Source organism: Paenibacillus sp. cl141a, from assembly GCF_900109305.1.
Lineage (GTDB): Bacteria > Bacillota > Bacilli > Paenibacillales > Paenibacillaceae > Paenibacillus_AQ > Paenibacillus_AQ lautus_A.
In genome coordinates this window covers 71043-93242 of record NZ_FNZO01000016.1, presented here as the reverse complement: position 1 = coordinate 93242, position 22200 = coordinate 71043, and the positions used below count along the sequence as shown (strand labels likewise).

The window sequence follows — 22200 nt, the reverse complement described above, 5'->3', positions numbered from 1 at the left end:
TAAGCATATGCTCTTGCTTTAGGGGGATTTTTACTTAGAACATACTCCAGTCCATCTCCCTGGATAGGGTTTGCAGGAGATGCACGCCGGCATAACTGTTCCCTTTATCATTCAGTGCCGGGCCTATCACGCCGATGCCGTAACGTCCCGGTACTAATGTTAATATGCCTCCTGAAACGCCGCTTTTGGCCGGCAATCCTACCTGAATGGCAAATTCGCCCGACGCGTTGTACATCCCGCATGTCGTCATGAACGTCTTGGCGATTTGAACATACCTGCGAGGAATGAGCGTTTTGCCGGTTAGCGGATCCAATCCGCTGCAGGCCAGAACCAAGCCCATCCGGGCTAAATCGGCACAATCCACAACAATGGAGCAGTGCCTGAAGTATACCTCCAACACTTCTTCAACATCTCCGCTGAGAACCCCGTTTTCTTTCAAGAAGAACGCTATGGAACGATTTAAATTTCCGGTATCCGATTCCGAGCGGTAAACGCCCATATCATAATCCAAGTCGACGTTCCCCGATAGCTCTTTAAGAAACTGAAGAATTCTGCTTGACTTCTCATACGGGCTGTTTCCGCGAATCAAGGAAGACACGGTAATCGCGCCTGCATTAATCATCGGATTGAAGGGAATGCCGGGCCGAACCAGCTCCAGCTTCAGCATGGAATTGAAGTTGTCTCCGGTCGGCTCCATGCCAACCTTGCCAAAAACGGTTTCCTCTCCGTTGTCCATCAGTGCCAGGATCAGCGTGAATACTTTGGAGATGCTTTGCATCGTAAAACGAAGCCCGCAGTCCCCGGCTGTGACGGATTCTCCCTGAGCGCTTAGAAGGGTAATGCCCAAGGCATCATGTGGAGCTTTGGACAGTTCGGGAATGTAAGAGGCGACTTTGCCTCTGCCTGAGCATGGCGAGCTTGCTTTCAGCCAGCCCGGCAGCCGCTGCCGGATGGCTTCGAGGTCGGGAGATGTCATCGTTTATACCCCTCCATGGATACATATTGATGAGTCCGAGTCGTTACTGCTGTTTAGTTGAGCTTTATGTAAGGTTCGTATAAAAATCGTGTAAGGTTCGCCTTCTATAATTACATCGGTGCTTAACAAACGACGACTTGAAGGAGAAGCCATATGACAACTATATTACAGGCAAAACACATGCGGCAAGCTTCTGCAAACGCGTCATTTTCATAAAAGACGGCCGGCTGTACCAGGAGCTTCATCAAGAAGACCAATAGCGCAAGGTATTTTTGATCAAATACTCGAAGTGCTGGCCGCAGCTTGGGGTGAACATGATGACAGTGTTTAGCATTGCCAGAAAAAACATCCGCAAAAATCTCGCGAATTACTATTTGTATTTCGTCTCGATGATTTTTAGTATCGTCATTTACTTCACTTTTGTTTCATTGAAATATGATACGGCGATACAGTCCGTTGCGGAGGGGGCAAACAAAATCAGTTCGGCCTTTAGCGCTGCCGCTATCGTGCATTAAAGGCCGCCAAGCGATCTACCAATTGTATCGTTCCGTGGGCGAAGAGATGTTTGACCCCATGATGAGGGAATATTTCAAACGTTATGTCTACTAAAATGCTACGATTGAGGAGCTGCTCCAAACGATAGACGACGTGCTCGGAAATGAGGCGCGAAACGAAATGGCCGCTGCGCTATATCAGCCGGGTTTTGTGCTGAAGCCTGAATACCGGCTGACAGAGGATGAGAAAACCGCCTATATGCATGACCAGTTTCAATTCCTGTATCAATCGGCCTTAACCCAAATTCCAGATTTGCCCTACGAAACGATGAGCCGTATCATCATAAGGCCCTTCAGGGAGAGCCGCTACCGATTGCTCCATAAGGGATCGGGGCTTGGCATGGCAATTACGCATGATATCGTCATCGCCCATGGCGGGGAGATTAAGGTTCGCAGCGAGGTTGGCCAAGGCACGATAGCGGAAATCAAGCTTCGCCTAGCATAGAGACGACAAAGGCTATCCTTCCAGATAGGTATCGGGTTGGTCGTTATGCGGACGATGGCCAAGGTATCCCGCGGCTCGTCAAATCCCTCACGGCCGGGAATAACCCGGAGTTGACGGAGGAATACAGCGAGCTGCGTCGCCGCCTCATCGGCGAAGAAGCGGAAAATGCCTTCGGCTGGCCGTCCCAAAGGGAGCGGAACGGTGTAACTTGCGGCTGCGGGCGGCGATGGCAACATGGTCTCGTTCATTCAGAGCAATTATACGGGATTCGGGTCAGGACTTGTCGTGCCAGGTACCGGCATTGCGCTCCTGAATCGCGGGTTTGAGTTTTCCCTGGACGAGTCGACCGGCGTTCATTGCGGCGGGAGCGAGTCCAGAACGGACAGTTTCGTGGCAGCTTGGTAACGGTACTAATGTGAACATGATATCATGATCCGTATGGACGCGGCCGCCGGAGAACGTCCAGCGGCTTTTTCATATTGCCTTGCTATGTAACTACCGTTATCAGCGTTTCAATTCTGAAACCGGAAACTCATATTATCGTAACCTCAGCCGATGGCTTTTGTTTTATAATAACCTCATGGAATGTACATACCATTTTTTGTAATATAGGAGGGACTCATGCTTCGCAAACGACACTTATTCCTTGTTCTGGCATTTTGGGTTACAGCTGTCCTGATCGCCGGATGCGCTGATCGACCTTCGGAGCCTTCAGCTCCGGGAGGCGATGTCTTAACTTATGGAGACAATGTTCATTTTGATGAAACTCACCCGGAAATCACGATACGCAGCGAAGATACGGATACCGTTATCAGCTCGAAGGAACAATTTCCTTCCAAACCGGTGATTTCACCGGACGGTAAGAAATTGATCTATATCGCCCCGTTCGAATTCGAATTGCAAGGAGAAATATGGCTGTATGAATGGCCGGAACAGCGACATACCAAGATGTTGCCCTCAGACAACTTTCCGGACGGAAAATCCCCTAACCGGGTGTTGTGGCTGGACGATGTCCATTTGCTGATTTCGATCGGCAACACGTACGGAACCATTCCATCCACGCAGCAGCTACTGGTCTACTCCCTGGAGAGCGGTAAGCTTGAGGAGAAGTATGCGATTGACGGATCCCGCCATATCTCCGGGATTACGGTGAATGAGGGTGAGGTGCGGTTGACGGTCGAAACGTATGACGAACAATTTTTGGAAGTGAAAGACACGTCTTCCTTTGACGTATCGATACAGGAACTGCTGAACTAATCCGCGGCGGGTGTCCCCGGGTATGCGAGGAGAATAAACTATGTGTGTTCCATATCTTCCTTCGATATAAACCATCTGACTGGGCAATGATTACATAACCATTGCCGAGTGCTATTGCAATTTTTGGAGTTTTCAAGCTAACAGCGAGCCTCGTAACTGTGCATCGTTTAATGAATCACGGACTTGCGCTTCTATAAGCAATATCACTTTAGCCTGAGTAGTCAGGCTTTTTATTCTCTGAGTCTTGGTCCAGCTGCCATGGCATTGTGACAAATATGATTTCTTAATTAGAGAAGAGGGGATAGATTCGATGTAGGCGACCTTCGAATCTTAAAGAGAATTGAGGCATGTTAGGAAATGGTCAATATCAAAGGGAAGCGATCCCATGCATTGATTGTCCTTCAAGCATTCTTGGCGATCGGCGCGTTGGCAGGGGGAACGATGCTTATAACGGATCCTAGTGGTGAACTCATGGGGATGCCCAGCTCATTATTGCAGGACTCTTTCTTTCCTGATTATTTAATTCCAGGCATTCTTTTATTTTGCGTGTTTGGCATCCTGCCTGTGATCACGGCTTCCGGACTGATTCTAAAGTGGGAGTGGGACGCAGCTCAACGATTCAATATTTTCAAAGAAAAGCATTGGTCTTGGAGCTTTTCTTTATATTCGGGTTTTGAGTTAATTATCTGGATTATGGTTCAGGTGTATATCCTGGATTCCGTTTCCTTCATACACCTGGTTTATGCCATGCTTGGGTTGATGATCCAGATGGCTACGATACTACCATCCGTACAAGCAAAATATACGATGCAGTGAAGAGAGTACGTCACACCGGCTGAAACGTCAATGAAATAACCCCATCGCTCCTTTATGAGCAATGGGGTTATGTTCTTCCTCTTACATTTTACGGCTTCGCACTTTTCCAATACGCATAAGCATGCACGACGCTGCCGGTAAAGGAAGGTGAATCCTTTAATAAAGCAGGCAGCTTGGCAAGCTCTTCCTCCATGTAGGCGGCACCTTCTTCGTGGAAGGTGATATGATCGCCTTCATGACTGGCTTTGATTTCAACCGATATCTTGATGGGCTTGCCCAGCTCATCGGCAAATGCAATCTCTTCCTTGGAAACCCCGACGATGCCGTTGGATCCCTCCGCTACATCCCGGAATGCCATGAGGGAAACATGGTCCATACGATTGATCATCCACTTGCTGAGCGACATGTCTTCGCCGGTGACTTTATATCTATCCAGCCACACGGCCATATCCATGCTGGCTTCCAATGAAGAATCCTTTTTCAATTCGTTAACGAATGCATCCAGATTCGCGGTCCATTCTGAAATAACCTGCTGCGAATCCTCTTTCCATGCCGGCAGCACGTAGGGCTCAATGTCCAGGTGAATGCCGTGGAAACGCTCATCGCCTTCAACGGCGCGATTGTAGCTCTTCACATAATTGACGAGCCGCATCATTCTCGGCCGGTTCTCCTCAAGGGCCCATATCGGATGTCCGCCCATGGCATGGACCTCGATTCCTGCCGCAGCCGCTTGTTTAACAAACGACGAGTATGAGCTGTACGGCTGTTCCAGATCAAGGCGTACATACAGCCAGTTCAATTTCTTCTCTTTGGCAAAATCAAGAATTTCCTGACTGTTTTGAACGACTTCATGGGCTTCCCATATATAAGTGCCTCTTACCATAGGATCCCTCGTCACCGGATCCGCATCCGGCACGCGATCGCCTTCACCGGGTTCTGGATCTGGATTCGGCTCCGGGGCCGGTGATGGGGAAATGGGATCCGTGCTTCCAGGGGGAACGATCTCATCAGCAGACATGCTTTGCCAGTTGCGAATATCGTGGATTGCGACACCGGCAAAGGATGGATAAGAACCGAGCGCACTGGAGAGATGATCCAATTTTTGATTCAACTTGTCCTTCCCGTGTCCATAAAAGGTGGTATAAGACTCGCCTGGCATCTCCTTGGTATTAACTCCGATCAGAATCTGTTTCCCAAGCCTGTCAGCAAGCTCAAGCTCAGCCCGCGTCAAGTCCAGAATCCCATGCTCGGATTCCACTTCATTCCGGTAAGCCATGACGGTAACATGGTCAAACGCACCGATCAGCCATTCATTAAGTCCGGTTCCATCCGCCAAGGCGTATTGGTCAAACCAGAAAGGAATATCGATCCCGAGCTCGAGTCCCTTTCCGGAAGCTAGGCTCAGGAACGCCTTAAGATTTTGTTCCCAGGTGGCGATGATTTGGTCCTGTTCAGTGTCCCACTTGGCAAGCACATACGGTTCTACATCCAGATGAATCCCGTCGAATCGGGCACCTGCCGCAACCTTGCCGTTATAGTCAATTACCCAATCAGCGAGACCGAGCATGTCATCGAGATGTTCGGTGAGCGCCCATCTAGGGTCTCCGCCCAAGGCATGGACCGCGATTTGGTCCTCATGCGCACGCTCTATAAACGCCTCGTATATCTCCGACGACAGCTGACGATCGATCTGCAAGTAGATCAGATTAATGCCTTCTTCGCGGGAAAAATCAAGCAGCTCTTCGCCGCCATCCCGTATCAGGTCCGTCTGCCATATCCAAGTCGCTTTTTTTGAATTATTTTCGCCATAAGCCGGGGTATGCAGCCCCACCAGAAGCATAACAACCAAGAGGCTGGCAAGCTTCTGGTAACCTTTCACTTTCATGTTTTCCCTCCGTTTCTCTGCGAGAACTCCACGTATTCTCTGTTTAGTAAACGGGGTTATTATAGCATTGATAGTTCAAAAAAAGATGAGCCCAAGTTCTTACGGGACATTATAGACACCAATCAATCGAACGGGTGATCGGTATAAAAGGAACTAGATACAAAATGGAATAATATAACTAAATGACATAAAATATATGAATATGAACAAGAATAAGGCTAACAGCTTAGGAAGAAAGTTGCGTTTTAGGCGCTTGGTTGGTCCAGTGTCACTGTTTTGGGTAAGGTCAGCATTAAATTTAATAGCTGCGATTCCGAATGGGAGAGCTATGTCATCATGACTAGTAATTTAAGACAGTGGGTAAGCATATGCGATTTCAGCATCCGAACACAATCGGTCATCAGAATGCCGCAAGCAGCTGCGAACCGTATAAAGGCGGGAAATCACGTCCATCCTAGAACTAAAATGTGAAGGTGGGCGTTAACATGATTAATTTGGAATCGCGACTGGAGAATATGGAGGACCGTTTCGTAAACATCGATACTTATCTATGCAAACACGATTTTACGTTAGCCAGCAATTGGGATTACAAGCATGGCTATTTGGATAGGCGATTGGATCAGGAACGGATGGTGTGGCTTCGCATACCCTTTCACGTAACCAAGGGCAGCTTGGATGGCGAATGCGGCGGATGCCATGCAACGATCAAGCTTGGCCGACCATTTGTCTTCAGGCATATCTATAATAAGGGGACCGATAAGCATGCGAGACCACGTTTATTGGGAGCTCTCTTCGATCAATTCCAGTCGCCGATCGACCCTGACGCCTCGGTGGACGATATGTGGGTTGAACAAGCCAGAAAAGTCTTGGACGAGGTGGAGACGGGATATTTGCATTAACATAAAGATATCCAAAGAGATTTGGGACGTGGACGCTTGGTCTCTTTTGGCACATCTGCAATATAATGAAACAAGGAGCTCTGATGCATGCTGCATGCGAAGGGCTCTTTTTTTTATCCAGTGCAAGGATATACAGAAATTAAAGATCATCCTTTGAAAACCTTAGAACTTTTTTGAAGAAGGCTCAAACGATATAGCATGCTGATATAGTAGGATTGACTGAACATGCGGCCCCGCAATTGATTAATAAATAAACGAAGAAGGTGATGTCACCCATGAATAAAAGAGCTTTATTTAATGATGGATGGATGTTTGCAAAAAGCGGTTTGGACGTTGAAGATTCGGAGAATCTACAATTTCAGCCTGTTGATCTTCCTCATGATTGGCTCATACATAACACGGAGGATTTATACGAGAACAGCATTGGCTGGTACCGGAAGGAATGGTTGTGGAATAATGACGGCGGTCAGGTCTTCCTCTGTTTTGACGGCGTGTACATGGATTCCTCCGTCTATGTCAATGGTCGTCCAATGGGCGAATGGAAGTATGGCTATTCTTCATTTGAACACGAGATCACGGGTGCGCTCCGGGGCGGTGAGAATGTCATCGTCGTAAAGGTTGTGCATCAAAGCCCGAACAGCCGATGGTACTCCGGGGCAGGCATTTATCGGAATGTGTGGTTAAAGACAAGGGAATCCAACCACATTGTCACGGACGGTGTTTATATAGCGACTAAGCATCAGGAAGATGGATGGCTGGTTGAAGTCGAGACGGAAATGAAGGTCGTGGATGATGTGTTGATCAAGCATGTGATTTTGAAGGATGGGCAGATCATCGCTGAGGCTTCTGACCGGGTCGACGCCAATCACACGGGCAGCAGTGCAGGCAGCGTCATAAATACGCAAACATTAATTGTCAAGGATCCGCTGCTCTGGAGCCCGGAAGAACCTAACTTGTATCAATTGGTGACCGAGATGAAGCTGAGCGGAACCAAGCGTTCCGCAATTTCGCAGTATGCAACCTTGGAAGCCGTCACTCATAACGTGGGATTCCGACATATTCGGCTGGATCCTCATCAAGGGTTCCTGCTGAACGGCAGCAAATTCAAATTGAACGGTGTTTGCGAGCATCATGATCTCGGCGCTTTGGGAGCAGCCTTTAACAAAACCGCCTTGGCGAGAAGGTTTAAGATTCTGAAGGAAATGGGGGTTAACGCGATTCGCACCGCCCATAATATGCCGGCTAAGGAGCTGATGGAGCTTGCGGATGAAATGGGGCTGCTGATTGTATCGGAAGCCTTCGATATGTGGGAGAGGCCGAAGACGCCTTATGATTATGCCAGGTTCTTTCGGGAATGGGTTCAGCGTGACGTGAAAAGCTGGGTCAAACGGGACCGCAACCATCCGAGCCTTATCATGTGGAGCATCGGGAATGAGATATATGATACTCATGCCGATGAGAGGGGGCAGGACATCACAAGAATGCTGATGGATGAGGTCTATGCATACGATCCTAAGCAAAATGCAAAGGTGACCATCGGATCGAATTATATGCCTTGGGAGAACGCGCAGCAATGTGCCGATATCGTGAAGGTAGCAGGGTATAACTATGCCGAGAAATATTACGAGAACCATCACCGGGAACATCCGGATTGGATCATATATGGCAGTGAGACCGCGTCCGTTGTACAAAGCAGAGGCATCTACCATTTCCCGTTCGAAAAATCCATCCTGGCCGATGATGACGAGCAGTGTTCCTCCCTCGGCAACAGCTCGACAAGCTGGGGAGCGAAATCGGCGGAGGCATGCATTCTGGCTGAACGGGATACACCCTTCTCGCTCGGCCAATTCATATGGACCGGGTTCGATTATATTGGTGAGCCTACGCCGTACCATACAAAAAACTCTTATTTCGGACAGATTGATACGGCAACCTTCAAAAAGGACTCCTATTATATCTATCAAGCCGCTTGGACGGATTACAAAACGAAGCCCATGGTGCATCTGCTGCCCTATTGGGATTTCAATGACGGTCAGATGATAGATGTTCGCATCTGCTCCAATGCGCCAAAAGTAGAATTACGGCTCAATGGGGAAACCGCGGGTACGCATGACATTGACCATGCACGAGGAAGAGAACTGGTTGGGTGGTGGAAGATTCCTTACGTCAAAGGCGAATTGAAAGCGATCGCTTATGACGAAACAGGCCGTATCGTAGCCACGGATGCAAGACGATCGTTTGGCGATGCCAAGCGTATCGTCTTGCGTCCGGATAAAGAAGAGCTAAGAGCCGATGGAACAGATCTCATCTTTGTTGAGATCACGATGGAAGATGAGGATGGGCATTCCGTCGAGAATGCCAATAACCGGGTGGAGGTCCATGTCACGGGGGCGGGGCGGCTGCTGGGTCTCGATAATGGGGACAGCACGGATTACGATCCGTACAAAGGCCTAAGCAGAAGACTGTTCAGCGGCAAGCTGATGGCGATCATCGGAGCGACATTGGAGCCCGGCGGAATCGGGATCGAGGTGTCCTCCACAGGTATGGAACGTCAATCTCTTCATTTGACTTCCATACCCGTACAGGAGGATGTGACGCAGGGAATATCCGCGAGCATGAGGAATGAGGAGGGCCCATGCCTGACAGGAAACAGGGACGAGATTCCGCTTCGCAAGATTGAGCTGATCAGCGAAAAGGGTCAGGTTTTTGATCCTGCGAATCGACAAATGACAGTTCGGGCCATATTGCATCCACGGATAGCTACTTATCAGGAAGTCGAATGGGCGGTCGTAAACGATGCAGGCATCGAATCCAATATTGCGAGTGTCGAGGCCAATGGCCATGCTGCCGTCGTAACAGCCCTTGGCGACGGGGAGTTTCGATTAAGATGTACGAGCCGGAACGGGACGGGTAAAACCCGGCTCATCTCCCAGCTTGAATTTAAAGTCGACGGTTTGGGTGCAGCATACAAGGATCCATACGCCTTCATATCTGCTGGATTATATGATTACAGTCAAGGTGAAGTCGGGAACGGAAACGAAAGAGGCGTAGCCACGAGCAGAGACGGTGAGACGCACGTCGGGTTCCGAGACATCGATTTTGGCCCCCATGGCTCCGATACGATCACGATTCCGATATTTGCGCTTTCAAGCGAAGCGTACGCTTTGCAAATCTGGGAGGGCATGCCTGGCGAAGAGGGCAGCTCCCTGCTGGCGGATTGCATTTATCAGAAGGAGACCAAATGGAACGTGTATCAGGAGGAAACCTACCGATTGTCGAAGAAGCTGCGCGGCATTGCGTCGATTTGCTTTGTCCTTCGTCAGAAGGTGCACATCAAAGGGTTTTATTTTCAAACGGGGAATCGAGCCTTTGAGCCTAACTTTGCCGCGGATTGCGACCGGATTTACGGGGATACCTTTACGATGTTGGACAACAGGTTTGTCCAAGGGATAGGAAATAACGTCTCCCTCGAGTTTGACGAGATGGATTTTTTAGCCGATGGTGCTTCGAAACTGGTGGTGTACGGCAGATCTGCCTTGGATAAAAATACGATTCATATTCGGTTTGCGCATCCGGATGGCGATAGCAACCGGCTGGTGGAATTTAGGCAAGCCTACGAATATGAAGAGCAAGTATTCGATCTGGAGCCCGTGGCCGGCAAACAGAAGGTGACGTTCATCTTCTTGCCGGGAAGCCAGTTTGATTTTGGCTGGTTCCGATTTGAGCGAACAGATTCATAACTTGCGAAATAGACCAAGCTGCCGATCAACTCGGCAGCTTGGTTTCGTTATGAAGGATGTAAGGGATTTCCGAACAGGCGCGTAGGAATTTAATTAACCCTGCGGTATAATTTGAAATGACATCATATTTGGATGGAAGGGACCGTGATAGACATGAAGCCAACCCATAAACCGAGGAGCACAAGATGGATCAGGCCATTCATATGGATATTGTCCATCTTGGCCATCATAATTATCGCAGGTCTTGCCATACTGGATTCACTTACTTACGAGCCGCTGGATGAAGCGAAAACGGTATTTCAAAGCGACGCGAAGGTAGCGGTTGAACGTCTCCAAGACAGCTATCGCTTCGAGCCCGTGGATGGGCAAGTGATTCAGCCCGACATTATTTTTTATCCCGGCGGATTGGTGGAGCCCGAAAGTTACGCGCCTTTTGCCAAGAGAATGGCGGAGAAAGGGCATCGCGTGTATGTTGCCTCCATGCCGCTGAATCTTGCCATATTCGGACAGAACAAGGCAGATTCCTTCATAGCGGAGCATCCAGACAACCGATATGTCATCGGCGGACATTCCTTAGGCGGCGTTTTTGCCGCGAGATATGCCAAGGAACATGCGGATGTCATTGACGGCGTATATTTCATGGCCTCATACGCTGACGATGGAGGCAATCTGAACGGATTAAACCTGTCCGCGCTTCAGATCACCGGTACGCAGGACGGCGTTCTTGATCGAACAAAATGGGAGGCTGCCCAAAAGAATCTGCCGGACGCTACCACCTATGTAGAGATTGAGGGCGGGAATCACGGGCAATTTGGAGCTTACGGTATGCAAAAAGGAGACCATGAACCCGCCATCACCGATGCCGAGCAGTTGGACGAAGTGTCGGAGGCCATGGGGAGATGGCTTCAGTCCATGGATGAATCCCTGTAACAGTAACTGAAATGTAACCCGATTGAAACTTCTGCGTATAAAGGTTATAAACATGGGTGCATGTTTAACATTTAAAGAAGTTGAGGGATTCCATCATATGAATGTGGCATATACAGATTACGCCGATACGGGATATCGGCAGGCTGAGCAGAAGGCTGCTCAGTATTTTGCATCGCTCCATGTACAGGTTAAGGATAAGAGTTATGTGCCTATCCTGACAGAGGACATTCTAATATGGAAACGAAAGCATGTTCAACGTCACTCATGGCTGTCCTCTATATTGCCGGCGAAAAAAAAACCGGATAACCGGGATTATCATAGATACATCGGGTGGCTCAACTATACAGGCGAACTGGATGATTATTTGGATCGAAGCATTTCCTATATTTACATGAGGGATCTGGGCATGCCGCTGGATTCCCCTGATACGAAAGAGAGAATACGACGCGTTGCTGCGAGTACTCGAAAACTTCTGGTTCGCTCAAATGAAGCCAAAGAGGGAGACGCGCCGAATTTTATGAGTTTGGCGGGATTGTACCGTTGGGCCCAGAAGGAAGGCATTGAAACAGCCGTGATTTGGGTCATCAACAAACTGAAGCATGTTGCCTCCCATATCCCGGACAAGATGGATGCAGAGCAAGCCCAGCGCAAATTAATCAAAATTATCGTTGGGGTTGTCATGCATGTAATGGAAGATTTGAATGGAGAAACATCGCCAGCGGAACGCTCATCGCGTCTTGACGATGCGATCCGGCTGGGGTATTCCTACGGGTTAACCTACCCTTTCATAGACGACCTGCTCGATTCAGGGGTCTTGAATGCCCAGGAGAAGGAACAGTACTCCCACATGATACGGCAGGCCCTGCTTACCGGGAGAGTACCCGAACTTGGCCAGTGGAGCGGTAAAAACATGGAGCTCGTTCATTTCGTGCATCAGGAGCTCCGGGATGCATTCGAGTATATTCAAGGACGGCAGCGCCCGGAAACGCAGCAAACTTTTTTCGAGCAGTCCAACGTGTTTTTTCATTCGCAGCATATTGACCGTATCAAGGACCTTGCGAATCCCGATTATACCAATGAAGAATTATATCTGCCGATCATCCTGAAATCCTCTTCCTCGCGATTAATTGTCCGTTCCGTAATAAGCGCAGGGGCGGATGAAGGCTTCGAGGACCGAACGTTCTATTATGGGATCTACAACCAGTTGGCCGATGATTTTGCCGATATGTTTCAAGACTTGAATGACGGGGCGGTAACACCTTACACTTACTATCTAAAATATCGCGGCCAACGCCAGGACCTCATCAATCCTTTTGAATTATACTGGGCGGTGATTTCCCACCTGATTCATAACGTGTACCAATCTGACGCCAAGACGCGAGAGGTGATGCTCGACCGGGCCATCAATGGCCTGAAGCGCTGCAAAGAACGCGTCGGCACCGAGAAATACAATGAAATTATGGATATTTTCGCTTCCGGGAACCCGGAATTCAATCGTCTTATCCAGCACATGGTTACTAAAGCCGATCAGGTGGATTTCCTTGATAAATTGCTGCGTGATCAGATGGTAACCGTACTTAGAAACGAGCGGAAAGAGAAGGATTATTTTATCGATACCTTTAAATCCGTTCGAGATGAGATTAATCAACATTTGCAAATCGACAAGACTCCCGGCATACCGCCGATGAAAGAGTCGCTGATCGATGCAGCCAATTATTCGCTCCAAGGGGATGGCAAGCGCCTGAGACCCATTCTGACTTGGGTAATGGCCGTGAAGGAATATGGACTACAGGCATCAGCCATCGTGCCGCTGCTGAGATCGCTTGAATACATGCACACCGCTTCCTTGATATTCGATGATTTGCCTTCCCAGGATAACGCCTCTACTCGTAGAGGGCGGCCGACCTTGCATCAGGTTCACGATAGCGCCACGGCGGAAATTACCGGTTTGTTCCTGATACAGAAGGCGATCGAAGAACAGTCCTCCCTGGAAGGGTTTGACCCGAAAACGGTGTTGAAGCTGATACGCTATTCGTCCCAGCGAGCGGGAGATATGTGTTCCGGCCAGGCGATGGATTTGAATTCAAAAGGGAAAGCCTTGTCATTGGAGCAATTGAATACGGTTTGTTACTACAAGACGGGGATCGCGTTCGAGGCATCGCTGGTTATGCCCGCCATTCTGGCTCAGGTGAAGGAGACGGAAATCGCAATTCTGAAGAAATTTGCTTACCACGCAGGCATTGCTTTTCAGATTCAGGATGATTTGCTGGATGTGCAGGGAAACGTGGAACAGCTCGGCAAACCCGGGGGACAGGATGCGGAGAACAACACCTCGACCTTCGTGAGCATTCTGGGGCAGGAAGGGGCTAGCCGGGAAATGTGGGATCATTATTGCCAGGCGATGGAGGCGCTGCAGGATATGCCGCGCAATACGGCGTTTCTCAAGCATCTATTGAACTATATGGTTAATCGTGAACGTTAAGATGATCCCGTAAATTGTCGGTATTCTAATCGAAGGCAAGCGATTGCTCCGGCTGTAGCCGTCAATCGTTCTACTCCCATGGCAGCTGCATATATTTTCTGAGAATAAAGCTGCCAGAGGAGGCAAGGCCAATGAGTGATCCATTGTATGAGCACCGGTTTTGGCTGCAGATTGTGGGGACCACTGCCGGTTTATTTTTACTGCGTTGTCGCCTAAGGAAAAAGCGGACATCGCTACCGCAGAATCCTTAATGACCCGATTTGATAGGCTCCTCAGTGAATCTCGTCGACCGGATGCATCCGCATTCATCGCTAAACTGAACGAACAAGCCCTTCATGCTTCGCAAGAATTGCGCGAATTCAAGCTGAATTTATTAGAACGGCAGCTTGCAGGCACCATAGATTTTCTCCTGACCCCGTCCTTCGTCAACCACATGGTAAATGAATTGGAGGAATACCTGCGAATTTTGCAGGCCTTGCAAGAGGGGAAGGGAGTGCCGCTGTTCCATCCCTTGCATTATGATATGGTCTGGCTGCAGGATGCCTTTGGTCATGCGGCAAGTCTGGCCGCCGATCTGGATTTTGCCGAGAAGCCGTTGATTGCCAAAAGCATGGCGTTCCAGAAAGATTTTGAAGGGTTTTATCTGAAGGCTGTTGAAATGACAGGGTATCTGCGGACCCGCCTGAAGGATTTTCCCGCGCTGCGCAAATTTCATGCCGATATAAACCTGGAAATGAGAGTGTTCATGCACTTTCTGTCGGAACTCGAGGAGTTTGAGCTGCGCGGGGAAGTGCTGGACCGGATCAATCCGCTGATGCCGGATCATATGTATCGAGAGGAATGCTATTATCTGTCCAAGTTGGCTGCTCTGGGCGAAATACAGAGCCCGAACTGCGATCCGACGAAGCCGAGAGTCACAGGTTGATGGATGAAGGATGGACTCTTTCTCGAGGTAAGAAAGGCAATCTTCACTTTCTTCTCATGGGGCTAAACATTCACTGGAAGAAGGGCTCCATCGCACTTATGGCGATCTACGGGAGCAGCATCTCCAAGCAAGCCGACCAAGTTAACAATTTGAATGGAAAGCAGTTCTCTTGCTGTCAATGAAGAGACTGCTTTTTTGATTTTGCCATGACGAGATCGATTTTTTGATAAAAAAGTACAGTTCGCCTTCGATGAAATTTGGTATGATGTCTTCATAGGAAGCTACATTCATAAGTGAGAGAAAGGACAAGAAATGCAGACCGGTGAAATCGTTCAACGCGCCATTGATTTTGTCGAAGATCATCTCACGGAACCGCTGGCACTCGAGGAAATTGCCGGCGTGGCAGCCATGTCATTGCCGAATCTCTATCGATTGTTTCACAGTATAACGGGACACCCCGTCAAGGAGTACATACGCAAACGCAGGATCAGTGAGGCTGCCAGCTGTTTGCGCAATACCGACCTGCCGACCATCGATATCGGGTACCGTTGTGGATTTGAGTCCTACCCGGCATTCATGAAAACCTTTAAAAGGTGCACAGGTCTAACTCCAGGAGCATACCGGAAAGCTCGGCTGGTCTACAGTTTTGAACGGATGAACCTGAATGAACGGATAACATTCATGGGAGAGCGGGATGACTCTGAACGCTTTCCTGAAGTAAGGGTTACCCGTTTGCTTCCCCGGAAAGGGATTGGTTGTCTGTTTGCTGCAGAGCATGAGAAAGGGATAGAAACCGCGGCGATCGATCATTTCCGGGCGCTTATGTCTTCTCACCATATCGATATCAATGAGCTGAGGCTCTTCGGTTGGAACGTGGATCTGGAGGATGAAAGCAAGCCGTTCGGATATCAATTGCTCGCTGTTGACGTAAAGGAGCGGGCCCGGATGATGAATCATCCGGAACTGCATGGCATCGTTCTTGATGGCGGGCTGTATGCAGTGGTCCGAACGCCATCGGTGGCGGAAGACTGCATTCAGAACACTTGGAACCGTTTGTTCTCCGAATGGCTGCCCCGCAGTGTGTTCGAGCAAGGAAAGCATGGTTTCATGGAAGAATATGTACTGAAGAAGAATCAAATCGTTCGCATGAAGCTTTACCTTCCCGTGGAACGAAGCAAGTTGATGGGAAGGATCGAAATTGTGGAGCAGTCTACGCTTAAGGCGATAGCTTTTCGTAGAAAGGGGCCGGACTGTATGGAACGAGCAGATGAAGCTTCGATAGCCTGGTTATCGCGTAACGGGTTTAGGGGTGACTCGCGTATTCGCGTTTTCATGCACTGTGACGACGCTCTGCTGAAGCAAAGCTCCGCCTACGAGGTTTATATAGTTCCTCCGGAGGAGTTCCTTCCATCCCTTGAAGATAAGGACGTGCAGGTTGTGTTGGAAGGCGGTACCTATGCCTGCCTGGAATCAGGTGCTTATGGCACGATGACAGGCGTACTTCATCGAATTTATCGATGGCTCGATGCTTCAAGCGAGTTTACGCCGGATCCAGAACGCCGGTGGTATGCCAGTTACGACCTGGAGGGAGCGTCCGATGATAGAATGATCCAAGCAAAGTGTTATGTTCCGGTTAAAATCAATCAGCAGACATAAGGATGGAGGGAGCTCATGAGCAGATGGCCTGTCGGAAAAGAGCTGCCGGAAGGGTATCGACCGTTTATGGCACCACGCGTGCTAAAGATGATCCAGGGAGGAAAAACCATGAACGAATCCATGCAGAATACGGACAACCATACACAGGCAAGCCCCATTAAGAACAAGGTGGGCAGCATATTCATTCCGGTACGGAATATCGAAGCGTCGCGCAGCTGGTACTGCCGCGTGCTGGGCATACCAGAGGCCGATTGCCAGATTATGAACGGACATTTATGTCCTTTGCCCATGGAAGGTACGGGCGTGATTCTGGATACGATGCCGAAGTGGGGAGGAGATCAGCCCGAGGGAGCACCGTCTATCGATACTCCCGCCTTCATGCTGATGACAGAGGACCTGGAAGGTTCTTTGGAATATATGAAGAAGCTCGGCGTGGAACTCGTGACGGAAATCGAGCACAACCATTGGTTTGTCGTGAAGGATCCCGATGGGAATAAACTCATGATTTGTCGTGAATAAGTCAGAATATGAGAAAATAGTGAAAGCAACAGAAGCCGGCACTAGCAGCCGGCTTTTTGATATGGAGAGAAGCGTAAGGGCATTAATAAGGGAAATCAAACTACGAATGTTAAATAATATTAATTTAGGTTGATAGTGGCATATGATAGGAATATAATGGAAACGAAAGCGCATTATTTAAGATGTTCTAGAGGAGAACAACAAGTGAATCTTCCATCATAGATTGGTTTAAGGCAAGACAAGAGAACGAGAAAGAGAGGTGATACGAAGCTTCAGTAGACGGTCCGCACGATGCTGGCACACTAGGTATCCATGAAACCTGAATCCGATGAAAATAGGAGGGAACATGATGCTAAGAAAAGGAATATGTGTAGTTCTGCTGTTTAGTCTTCTGGTCGTTCTATTGCCTGTGAACAAAACCAATGCGGCGCCGAACTGGAATTTGGTATGGAGTGACGAGTTTAACGGGACCTCGCTCAACAGATCCAATTGGACGCCGGAAATCGGTACCGGCAGCGGCGGATGGGGAAACAATGAGTTGCAGTATTATACCGATCGTGCACAGAACCTGCAGGTCTCCGGCGGTAACCTTGTCATTACGGCGCAGAAGGAATCCTATGGCGGGATGAATTACACTTCTGCCCGGATCAAAACCCAGGATTTAAAGAGCTTTAATTACGGGAAAGTGGAGGCTCGAATCAAGCTGCCGTCGGGCCAAGGATTGTGGCCGGCGTTTTGGATGCTCGGAAGCAACATCAGCACGGTCGGCTGGCCGAAGAGCGGAGAGATCGACATTATGGAACGGGTAAACCTGAATCCCTACGTAAACGGCACCGTTCACTGGGATGCAGGTGGTCACGCCGAATTCGGTCGGGTATCCGGCAATCTGGATTTTTCCCAGTTCCATGTCTACAGCATTGAGTGGGATTCTAAATACATCCGCTGGTTTGTGGACGGTCAGCAGTTCAATGAATTTTATATTGAGAACGGAACGGGCAATACCGAGGAATTCCAGCGTCCGTTCTTCTTATTGCTGAACTTGGCGGTTGGCGGAAACTGGCCGGGCAATCCAAACAATTCCACGCCGTTCCCATCGCAGATGCTGGTGGATTACGTACGCGTGTATCAGGACACGGGTTCATCGAATGTCATCAGCAACGGGATTTATACGATCGCATCCAAGGCGAGCGGCAAAGTGATGGATGTCGTGGATGTGTCCACGGCCAGCGGCGCCAAAATTCAGCAGTGGACCAACTACGTCGCCAATAACCAAAGGTTCCGGGTGGAAAGCACGGGAGACGGATACTACAAACTCACGGCCGTGCACAGCGGCAAAGTTCTCGACGTGCCGAATTCGTCCACGTCCACCGGCGTTCAGCTGCAGCAATGGAATGATAATGGTACGGATGCACAGCGATGGAGGATCATTGATGTTGGCGGCGGTTATTATAAACTTGTGTCCAAAGTAAGCGGGCTTGTAGTCGATGTAGCCAGTGCCTCAACCGCGGACGGGGCTGCTGTCCAGCAGTGGACGGACAATGGCACGGATGCGCAGAAGTGGGCTTTCACCAAAATCAATTAATCTTGGACAGGCAGTCCCGTTTGGGGCCGCCTGTTTAATTTTGGGGAGGGTTGCCTTGAGGCGGCGCCGGCTGACGAGCTGAAGGCATGTCTGGTATAATGATGGGAAAAATCCGGAGGAATCAGACACATGCAACCTGTTCTTTTTACAAACGGTCTTCTTTATTCACCGCACGCTGCAACGACTGCGGATTCGATATATGTGGAAGACGGCATCATACGTGCCATGGGAAGTGCAGCCGAGCTGCGCCTGCAGTTATCGGGACGGGATTATCGAACGGTGGATTGGGAGGGTGCTTTCGTGCTGCCAGGCCTGGTGGATGCCCATATGCATCTCGGCATGCACGGACTCAAGCTGGGCATGCTGGACTTCACCGAGGCGTCTTCGAAAGACGAGATGCTGGCTATGCTGCGGGCTCGGGCTGCGATAACGCCGCCTGGGGAGTGGATCATGGGGCTGAACTGGAACGAGAACCATTTTCCAGACCCGGTGATTCCGAATATGATGGAGCTTGACGACATCACTACGGAGCATCCTGTATATCTGACGAGAACCTGTTTCCATGCTTTCCTTGGTAATTCGGAAGCGTTTCGAAGAGCGGGGATCACTGCAGATACGCCCGATCCCGAGTCCGGCGCATTCGGCCGGGATGCCGATGGCCGGTTGAACGGCTGCATTTACGAGAATGCTTCGGTGCCTTTTACCATGGTCCAGCCGGAGCCTGACCCGTCCCAGCTGAAAGCTGCGATTCTTCAGGCATGCCGTGATGCCCTTCGGCTCGGCCTGACGGCAGCGCATACGGAGGACCTCCGCCTGCTGGGCAGCGTGGAAGCGATGCAGCGGATCCATCGGGAACTGCGCGAGGAGGGACTGAGTTTCCGTACCCATCAGCTGATGTTCCATGGCTTTCTTGATGAAATGGAGGAGCTCCGCGTCAAGGCAGGCAGCGGAAACGAATGGAATCGAATCGGAGCGGTTAAATTGTTCGTAGACGGGGCGGTTGGCGGAAGAACGGCGCTGCTCAAGGAGCCTTACCATGATGCGCCGCATACCCGCGGACTGGCCATGCATTCCCCGGAGGAGCTAAGAAAGATTGTTGACATGGCGCGTAGGCTGGGTTATCCGGTTGCTTTTCATGCGATCGGTGACGGCGCGGCAGAGATGATGACGGATGTGCTTGAAATCCTTCCGCTAAGCAGAGATGCGAAGCTTCCCGACCGCTTCATCCATGCCCAAATTGTACATCCCAATACAGTTAAGCGAATGAGCAAGCTGAAGCTGGCCGTGGACCTGCAGCCTCGGTTTGTGCCCAGCGATTTTCCATGGGTGCTGGAGCGCGTAGGTCCTGATCGGACAAGCTGCTTGTATGCATGGAAGCAGTGGCTGCGCACAGGGCTGCCTTGTTCCGGCGGCAGCGATGCTCCCATAGAGCCGCTGAATCCGCTGCTCGGCATTCATGCTGCCATCACCAGACGCAAGCCGGGGGAGGATCACGCAGGGTATTTGCCGGAGGAGAAACTCAGCCTGACGGAAGCGATTGGGCTGTTTACGCTCGGCAGTGCGGGGGCAGCCGGAGAAGCGGATCAACGAGGAACACTGGAATTGGGCAAATATGCCGATTTCACGGTGGTGGATCGCTGCTTGCATGATGGGATGGATCCGGACGAGCTGCTGGAGACGAAGGTTAGAATGACGGTGATTAACGGGGAAATCGGTTATGCCGAGTAGGTGTCACGACAGGAACAGGTCTTAACCATCTTGATCATTCTCGTGAAAATTTTATAAATATGGTTTACCGACGAAATGGTTTTATATATAATAATCATAACAAATGCGATGACGAGACGAGTAAATAAACGAATTCTTGTACAGAGAGCTCCGGCAGCTGAAAAGGGGCGAAGCGTTCTTTATTGAAAAAAGACTCTGAGCAGCACAAGGAACTCTCAATGGAGGGGGATGGTGTGCCAGGAGCTCCTGTTACAGAGCTAGAGTATCTGCATTCCCGTGTAATGCCGTACTCGATGAGGCGAATATGGTGACATATTGGCAAATTTGGGGTGGTACCGCGAGTATAACAATCTCGTCCCTGAGACTTACGGTCTTGGGGGTGGGATTTTTTTGTTAAGTTATAATCCAAAAGGTTAGACATCAGTGGCTTGCCGTTCTTATATCGCAAGAAACCGTTCTGATATAAGCGGTCCGTCTTCTGAGAAAGTAAATTTTTTCTTATATTTAAAGAAATACGAAGGTTGAGGCGGGAAACCTACACGGATCTTGCCGGATTGAATAATTATCTAGTAGAAGCTTATTTATTGCATGCTTTTGTCCGTACGGTACATCGGTATGGGGAACATGACGACCTTATTGAAAGGATATGAGTAGCGAATGTCACAAAAACTTAGAGTGGGTATTGTCGGTGGAACAGGAATGGTGGGTCAACGTTTTATGCAATTGCTGGATGGGCATCCATGGTTCGAAGTGACCACCATTGCAGCCAGCAGTAATTCGGCCGGCAAAACGTATGAAGAATCGGTACAGGGCCGCTGGAAGCTGGCCACGCCGATCCCCGAGCAGGTGAAAGGCATTGTCGTGCAGGATGCTTCGCAGGTGGAACAGGTTGCCGCAGAGGTTGATTTCGTATTCTGCGCGGTCGACATGAAGAAGAACGAGATTCAGGCATTGGAAGAGGCCTACGCCAAAACGGGCACGCCCGTCATCTCCAACAACTCCGCCCATCGCTGGACGCCTGACGTTCCGATGGTCATTCCGGAAATCAATCCAGGTCATATCGACGTGATTGCCGCACAGCGCAAACGTCTGGGAACAGCAACCGGGTTCATTGCGGTGAAGCCGAATTGCTCCATTCAAAGTTATGTGCCGGCGCTGCACGCTTTGCTTGATTTCAAACCTACGAATGTCGTTGCTTCCACTTATCAGGCGATTTCCGGGGCCGGCAAGAACTTCACCGATTGGCCGGATATGCTGGACAACGTGATTCCGTATATCGGCGGCGAGGAAGAGAAGAGCGAGCAGGAGCCGCTTCGCATCTGGGGCAGCGTTGTGAACGGGGAGATCGTAAAAGCTGAATCCCCATTGATTACGACGCAATGCATTCGCGTTCCCGTAACCGATGGCCATTTAGCTACCGTATTTGCGTCGTTCGAGAACAAGCCGTCGAAGGAGGAAATCCTGGAACGCTGGCAGCAGTTTAAAGGCAGACCGCAAGAGCTGGAACTCCCTAGTGCGCCTAAGCAATTCATTACGTATTTCGAAGAAGAGAACCGGCCGCAGACGAAGCTGGATCGCGACATTGAGCGCGGAATGGGCGTTTCGGTTGGCAGATTGCGCGAGGATTCCCTCTACGATTATAAATTCGTGGGCCTCTCGCATAATACGCTGCGCGGTGCAGCCGGCGGAGCCGTTCTGATTGCGGAACTGTTGAAAGCGGAAGGTTACATTCAAGCTAAATAACGTTACATCCTATATATGAAAAAGACGACTGCTGCAAGCAGTCGTCTTTTTTTGGGTGATTGT

General features: G+C 49.8%; 14 protein-coding genes, 4 pseudogenes and 1 other annotated feature. Of the genes and pseudogenes, 16 read left to right on the top strand and 2 right to left on the bottom strand.

The window, feature by feature from the left end; translation table 11 throughout:
* Positions 1 to 34: 34 nt before the first annotated feature.
* Positions 35 to 976, bottom strand: a complete 942-nt coding sequence (gene glsA, locus BMX45_RS28855) for a glutaminase A (RefSeq protein ID WP_090914036.1) — start codon at positions 974 to 976, stop codon at positions 35 to 37.
* Positions 977 to 1158: 182 nt separating this feature from the next.
* On the opposite strand from glsA, the pseudogene BMX45_RS32305 reads away from it, so the two are divergent.
* From BMX45_RS32305 to BMX45_RS28825, 6 genes and pseudogenes are all read left to right on the top strand, one after another.
* Positions 1159 to 1307: pseudogene (locus BMX45_RS32305) on the top strand (bacitracin ABC transporter ATP-binding protein); the annotation flags it as partial.
* Positions 1294 to 1813: pseudogene (locus tag BMX45_RS32050) on the top strand (M1 family aminopeptidase); the annotation flags it as partial. The pseudogenes BMX45_RS32305 and BMX45_RS32050, both read left to right, overlap by 14 nt.
* On the top strand, positions 1799 to 1975 hold the full coding sequence (locus BMX45_RS32045) for a sensor histidine kinase (protein WP_254778348.1): 177 nt from the start codon (positions 1799 to 1801) through the stop codon (positions 1973 to 1975). The pseudogene BMX45_RS32050 and the gene BMX45_RS32045, both read left to right, overlap by 15 nt.
* A 110-nt stretch (positions 1976 to 2085) precedes the next feature.
* A pseudogene (locus BMX45_RS28835) lies at positions 2086 to 2320 on the top strand (gamma-glutamyltransferase); the annotation flags it as partial.
* A gap of 276 nt (positions 2321 to 2596) precedes the next feature.
* Positions 2597 to 3232 (top strand): DUF4652 domain-containing protein, encoded by a 636-nt coding sequence (locus BMX45_RS28830; RefSeq protein WP_090914032.1) that lies wholly within the window; start codon positions 2597 to 2599, stop codon positions 3230 to 3232.
* A gap of 357 nt (positions 3233 to 3589) precedes the next feature.
* Complete coding sequence (locus BMX45_RS28825; protein WP_090914030.1) at positions 3590 to 4048, top strand: hypothetical protein; 459 nt, start codon at positions 3590 to 3592, stop codon at positions 4046 to 4048.
* 88 nt (positions 4049 to 4136) lie between these two features.
* On the opposite strand, the gene BMX45_RS28820 is transcribed toward BMX45_RS28825, so the two are convergent.
* Entirely contained in the window at positions 4137 to 5933 is a 1797-nt protein-coding gene (locus BMX45_RS28820) for a hypothetical protein (protein ID WP_090914028.1), read from the bottom strand.
* Positions 5934 to 6418: 485 nt separating this feature from the next.
* Here BMX45_RS28820 and BMX45_RS28815 point away from each other — a divergent pair, with 485 nt between their 5' ends.
* The 10 genes and pseudogenes from BMX45_RS28815 (at position 6419) to asd (ending at position 22137) form a co-directional block, all read left to right on the top strand.
* Complete coding sequence (locus tag BMX45_RS28815) at positions 6419 to 6832, top strand: YugN-like family protein (protein WP_009592953.1); 414 nt, start codon at positions 6419 to 6421, stop codon at positions 6830 to 6832.
* A 275-nt stretch (positions 6833 to 7107) separates the two neighbouring features.
* The gene (locus BMX45_RS28810; RefSeq protein ID WP_090914026.1) at positions 7108 to 10572 is read left to right on the top strand and encodes a glycoside hydrolase family 2 TIM barrel-domain containing protein; all 3465 of its coding nucleotides are present in this window, start codon (positions 7108 to 7110) and stop codon (positions 10570 to 10572) included.
* Between the two features lie 153 nt (positions 10573 to 10725).
* The gene (locus tag BMX45_RS28805; protein WP_090914024.1) at positions 10726 to 11502 is read left to right on the top strand and encodes an alpha/beta hydrolase; all 777 of its coding nucleotides are present in this window, start codon (positions 10726 to 10728) and stop codon (positions 11500 to 11502) included.
* 97 nt (positions 11503 to 11599) lie between these two features.
* Positions 11600 to 13984 carry a polyprenyl synthetase family protein gene (locus BMX45_RS28800; protein WP_090914022.1) on the top strand — a complete coding sequence of 795 codons (2385 nt, stop codon included), beginning with the start codon at positions 11600 to 11602 and terminating at the stop codon, positions 13982 to 13984.
* 131 nt (positions 13985 to 14115) lie between these two features.
* Positions 14116 to 14909 (top strand): annotated as a pseudogene (locus BMX45_RS28795) (DUF2935 domain-containing protein).
* Positions 14910 to 15221: 312 nt separating this feature from the next.
* Positions 15222 to 16565 (top strand): helix-turn-helix domain-containing protein, encoded by a 1344-nt coding sequence (locus tag BMX45_RS28785; RefSeq protein ID WP_090914018.1) that lies wholly within the window; start codon positions 15222 to 15224, stop codon positions 16563 to 16565.
* Positions 16566 to 16580: 15 nt separating this feature from the next.
* Complete coding sequence (locus BMX45_RS28780; RefSeq protein ID WP_254778340.1) at positions 16581 to 17084, top strand: VOC family protein; 504 nt, start codon at positions 16581 to 16583, stop codon at positions 17082 to 17084.
* A gap of 349 nt (positions 17085 to 17433) precedes the next feature.
* Complete coding sequence (locus tag BMX45_RS28775) at positions 17434 to 18666, top strand: RICIN domain-containing protein (protein ID WP_090914016.1); 1233 nt, start codon at positions 17434 to 17436, stop codon at positions 18664 to 18666.
* A gap of 129 nt (positions 18667 to 18795) precedes the next feature.
* Entirely contained in the window at positions 18796 to 20394 is a 1599-nt protein-coding gene (locus BMX45_RS28770; RefSeq protein ID WP_090914014.1) for an amidohydrolase, read from the top strand.
* 99 nt (positions 20395 to 20493) lie between these two features.
* Positions 20494 to 20757, top strand: a binding site (T-box leader).
* Between the two features lie 294 nt (positions 20758 to 21051).
* Positions 21052 to 22137 carry an aspartate-semialdehyde dehydrogenase gene (gene asd / locus BMX45_RS28765; RefSeq protein ID WP_090914012.1) on the top strand — a complete coding sequence of 362 codons (1086 nt, stop codon included), beginning with the start codon at positions 21052 to 21054 and terminating at the stop codon, positions 22135 to 22137.
* Positions 22138 to 22200: the final 63 nt, after the last annotated feature.

Excerpts from the sequence above, each read along its gene's own strand:
- glsA (WP_090914036.1), bottom strand. The coding sequence starts at position 976 with ATGACATCTCCCGACCTCGAAGCCATCCGGCAGCGGCTGCCGGGCTGG.
- BMX45_RS32045 (WP_254778348.1), top strand. The coding sequence starts at position 1,799 with ATGAGCCGTATCATCATAAGGCCCTTCAGGGAGAGCCGCTACCGATTG.
- BMX45_RS28830 (WP_090914032.1), top strand. The coding sequence starts at position 2,597 with ATGCTTCGCAAACGACACTTATTCCTTGTTCTGGCATTTTGGGTTACA.
- BMX45_RS28825 (WP_090914030.1), top strand. The coding sequence starts at position 3,590 with ATGGTCAATATCAAAGGGAAGCGATCCCATGCATTGATTGTCCTTCAA.
- BMX45_RS28820 (WP_090914028.1), bottom strand. The coding sequence starts at position 5,933 with ATGAAAGTGAAAGGTTACCAGAAGCTTGCCAGCCTCTTGGTTGTTATG.
- BMX45_RS28815 (WP_009592953.1), top strand. The coding sequence starts at position 6,419 with ATGATTAATTTGGAATCGCGACTGGAGAATATGGAGGACCGTTTCGTA.
- BMX45_RS28810 (WP_090914026.1), top strand. The coding sequence starts at position 7,108 with ATGAATAAAAGAGCTTTATTTAATGATGGATGGATGTTTGCAAAAAGC.
- BMX45_RS28805 (WP_090914024.1), top strand. The coding sequence starts at position 10,726 with ATGAAGCCAACCCATAAACCGAGGAGCACAAGATGGATCAGGCCATTC.
- BMX45_RS28800 (WP_090914022.1), top strand. The coding sequence starts at position 11,600 with ATGAATGTGGCATATACAGATTACGCCGATACGGGATATCGGCAGGCT.
- BMX45_RS28785 (WP_090914018.1), top strand. The coding sequence starts at position 15,222 with ATGCAGACCGGTGAAATCGTTCAACGCGCCATTGATTTTGTCGAAGAT.
- BMX45_RS28780 (WP_254778340.1), top strand. The coding sequence starts at position 16,581 with ATGAGCAGATGGCCTGTCGGAAAAGAGCTGCCGGAAGGGTATCGACCG.
- BMX45_RS28775 (WP_090914016.1), top strand. The coding sequence starts at position 17,434 with ATGCTAAGAAAAGGAATATGTGTAGTTCTGCTGTTTAGTCTTCTGGTC.
- BMX45_RS28770 (WP_090914014.1), top strand. The coding sequence starts at position 18,796 with ATGCAACCTGTTCTTTTTACAAACGGTCTTCTTTATTCACCGCACGCT.
- asd (WP_090914012.1), top strand. The coding sequence starts at position 21,052 with ATGTCACAAAAACTTAGAGTGGGTATTGTCGGTGGAACAGGAATGGTG.